This window comes from Nitrospira sp. BLG_2 (assembly GCF_049222245.1).
Genome location: NZ_JBLYIG010000366.1, coordinates 1 through 3486 on the forward strand (window position 1 = coordinate 1; position 3486 = coordinate 3486).

4 protein-coding genes are annotated in these 3486 nt (G+C 53.5%); all 4 read left to right on the top strand.

All coding sequences use genetic code 11. The annotated features are described in order from the left end of the window. A partial coding sequence (locus tag ACOSYY_RS10075; protein ID WP_421662175.1) for a transglycosylase SLT domain-containing protein occupies positions 1-1406 on the top strand: 1406 nt, incomplete at its 5' end. Between the two features lie 66 nt (positions 1407-1472). Continuing rightward, positions 1473-1727, top strand: coding sequence for a coiled-coil domain-containing protein (locus ACOSYY_RS10080; RefSeq protein ID WP_421662177.1), 255 nt, complete (start codon positions 1473-1475; stop codon positions 1725-1727). Further along, positions 1720-2016 carry a cell division protein ZapA gene (locus ACOSYY_RS10085; protein ID WP_421662178.1) on the top strand — a complete coding sequence of 99 codons (297 nt, stop codon included), beginning with the start codon at positions 1720-1722 and terminating at the stop codon, positions 2014-2016. Before ACOSYY_RS10080 ends, ACOSYY_RS10085 begins: the two co-directional genes overlap by 8 nt. A gap of 545 nt (positions 2017-2561) precedes the next feature. Continuing rightward, on the top strand, positions 2562-3486 hold a 925-nt coding region (locus tag ACOSYY_RS10090), incomplete at its 3' end, for an Rnase Y domain-containing protein (protein ID WP_421662180.1).

Here is a 3486-nt window from a genome sequence, read left to right on the forward strand (position 1 = left end):
CCAAGCTCAAATTGGGAATCGCCCAAGTTCGATTGAAGCTTTACGATCAGGCACGCGACACCTTTCATGCGCTGACCGTTGAACAAGGACCCCGGTCGAATGAAGCCACCGTATGGCTGGGTCGGGTCTATCTTAGACAGGGACTGGGAGATAAGTTATTGGATCTCTGCCGGACCGTTCCGAAGCGAACGATGACGCCCGAACAAAAAGGGCAGATCAATTTATTTGCCGGGATCTGGTTGGAAGACGAGGCGCGATTCGATGAGGCGATTGCAAGATATCGACAGGTGGCTAAGTTCGGAGAGCCGGCTTCTCAACGAGCGGAAGCACAATGGCGGGAAGGGTGGGTGTTTTACCGAACGGCTCGTTATCGGGAGGCGATCTCAGCGTGGAGCCGGATCGTCGATCAAAAGGACAACGACTTTGAACCTCAGGCACTCTACTGGACTGCTCGTTCCTACGGCTATGTGGAAGGTGTGAAGTCAAAAGAGCTGTTTGCTCTCCTCTGCCAACGGTTTCCATATACCTACTACTGCCAGCTGGCGCGCGAACAGACAGACCAGTCGGTTTCCGGGCAGGCGAAACGAGAAGGCTCCGTTATCACTGCCTCGTCCACTGAACCTATCCCGGGGGATACGCAGCTGTCGGCTCAGGACAATCCGACCAGCAGTCGCATGCAGATCGAGCTTCAGCCGGCGTACCGGCGGGCGGTGGAGCTCAGAACACTCGGCCTTGAACAGGATGCCGCACGAGAACTCGGCGCGTTGACGGATCGGTATGGTCGTGACCCAGAGATGTTGGCCGCGTTGTCGATGATGCTGAACGAGGTCGGTGCCTACCATCATGCCTTGCGCCTGGTACGGTCTCGATTTCGTGAGAAACTGGAGCGAACCGGTGGGGCAGTCGCGGATGGACTTTGGAGTGTGGCCTATCCAACCGGATTGATTCCCACGATTAAAATGTCGGGAGCCAACGGGATAGATCCGTTTCTTGTTGCCGCGATCATTCGGGAAGAAAGTCAATATGACCGGAGAGCCGTTTCGCGTGTCGGGGCGATCGGGTGGAGGCAAGTCATGCCCGCCACCGCAAACGTGGTGGCGCAACAGCACCGTCTTCCAAACCTATCCCGGGAAGATTTGTTCGATCAAGAAACCAATATCCGAATCGGGGCCAGATATGTAGAGCAACTGTTTACGCAGTTTGCCGGAAATGTAGTGCAGACGATCGCCGCGTACAATGCCGGCCCAATCGTTGTGGGAACTTGGGCGGCAACCTATCGGGAATGCAGCGAGGATGAATTTGTCGAATTGATCCACTATCAGGAGACCAGGCAATACGTCAAACGGGTACTGCGCAGCTACAAGGAATACCTACGTCTAGCTGGGGTTCAAAAGACCGTTTCTTGACAAGGTCTTGTGAAGTTTTTATAGTGCGCCACAATCCGTAGGGGCAATAATGAAGAGGGGTTGATTATGTCGCTGGATCGACTTGATGCATTGGAAACTCGAATTCGTGACTTGGTGAAGCTCGTCCAGGAACTCAAACGAAGGAACGCGCTATTGGAAGAGGAGCTCAAGACGGCTCGCCAGCGGTTGGCTGCGCAGGACGATACGAATCGCAAATGGGAAATGGAACGGATGGACATCAAGGCGCGAATCGAAAAAGTCATGAATGAAATGGAGCTGCTTGAATGTATCGAGGATACCAAGGAGGTGGTCATTGACTAAGACCATTGATGTGGAGATTTATGGTCAACGGTACACGATCACGGGAGACGGCGATGATGCCTATATCCGGCGGCTGGCTCATTTTGTCGACGATCATATGAAACATTTGGCGGAGGGAATGAAGACGACGACTCCATCGAAGTTGGCAGTGCTGACGGCGATCAACCTGGCCCATCAGTTGTTTGAGTCCGAGAAAAAGCGGGTCCAAGGAGAGGCTGACGTCGAACGGCGGATGGTGACGTTGATGGAATCGATCGACGAACAGATGCCGACATCCCTCTTCCGGTAGCGGTGATTCGTCTTGTTTTCAAAGAGTCGCTTTGTTATCATATAGATCGGTGACTGTGTGAGTGAAAAGGAAAGGCGATTATCGTCGATTGATCTACTGGAAATTGCTGAGAGAATTACAGCGAATATCTATCTGATGGGATACGAAGTGTTGATTTGGTGGATGCTCAAGGGATGGGCCGTGCTTGGACGGGAGCTTCAACCGGTCATGCGGCGGCCAGTTTCTGAAATTGAGGCGATTCGGCAAATACCTGCCGGACAGAGAGAGTATCCACCTTCCATACCGATTTCGATGACTGACCCTCTCCAATGGCTGCTGTCTGGAAACCGGCAGCTGAGTAGGAACAGCCAGAGAAACTTACCGGGTGTGGTATCGTACCCTGACGCTCTCATGTGCTTCCAGGTGAGACGACTCGCGGTCTAAAGCCTCTTCCATTTTCTTCACTCACATCGTGTTCGCACCCAGTTCACTCGTCCACCCGGTCTGTGGCGGGGTGCTTGTACCAAGTTGAGGGCTCATCTGATTTGACTGCTTTCAAGAAGGGGGTGACTCCCATTTCTACCGCAATTGTTGTTTACATTATCCTTTCGGTGATCTTCGGTGCCGTGATTGGTGCAGGGGTCTTTGAACTCCTGCGGCGACGGATGACGGGTGCCAAACAGGCTGAAACAGAAGATTTGGCCAAACAGGTTGTACAGAACGCACAACGAGAAGCAGAGAATATTCTCAAGGAAGCCAGATTCGAAGCCAAGGATCTGGTATTCAAGGCAAAATCAGAATTCGAGCAGGAGCAGAAAGCCAAGCTTGATGAACTCTCGGGGGTGGAAAAGCGTCTTGTCCAACGAGAAGGAGGGCTCGACGGAAAGCTTGCCGGCCTGGAAAAGCGGGAAAATGAGTCACGCAAGCGCGAGGCGGATTTCGCCAAACGAGAAGAGGGCCTGGCGGCGAAAGAGTCGGCCTGCGCCAAGGCCGAGCGCGAACATCGCGACGCATTGGAACGGGTTGCCGGAATGACGGCTGATGAAGCCAAGAAGCAATTGATCCTCGAAATGGAATCGCAGGCGAGACTCGATGCCGTCGGCATTGCCAAACGAACAATCGAAGAAGCCCGTGAGAATGCCGAACGGGAAGCTCGGGAGATCATCACCACCTCGATTCAGCGTGTCGTTCGTGACTATGTCTCGGAATCCACGATCTCCGTGGTTCCCATTCCAAACGATGCCATGAAAGGCCGAATTATCGGCCGGGAAGGGCGGAATATCCGTGCGCTTGAAGCGGCGACGGGCATTGATCTGATCATCGATGAAACCCCCGAAGCCGTGATTATCTCAGGATTTGATCCGTTGCGGCGTGAGATTGCCAAGGTGTCGCTGGAACGGCTGATGCACGATGGACGCATCCATCCCACGCGCATCGAGGAGATCGTTGAAAAGGTCAAGGTCGACATCGACAAGCTGATGTATGAAGAGG

Coding starts and splice junctions, on each gene's coding strand:
- ACOSYY_RS10080 (WP_421662177.1), top strand. CDS start 1,473: ATGTCGCTGGATCGACTTGATGCATTGGAAACTCGAATTCGTGACTTG.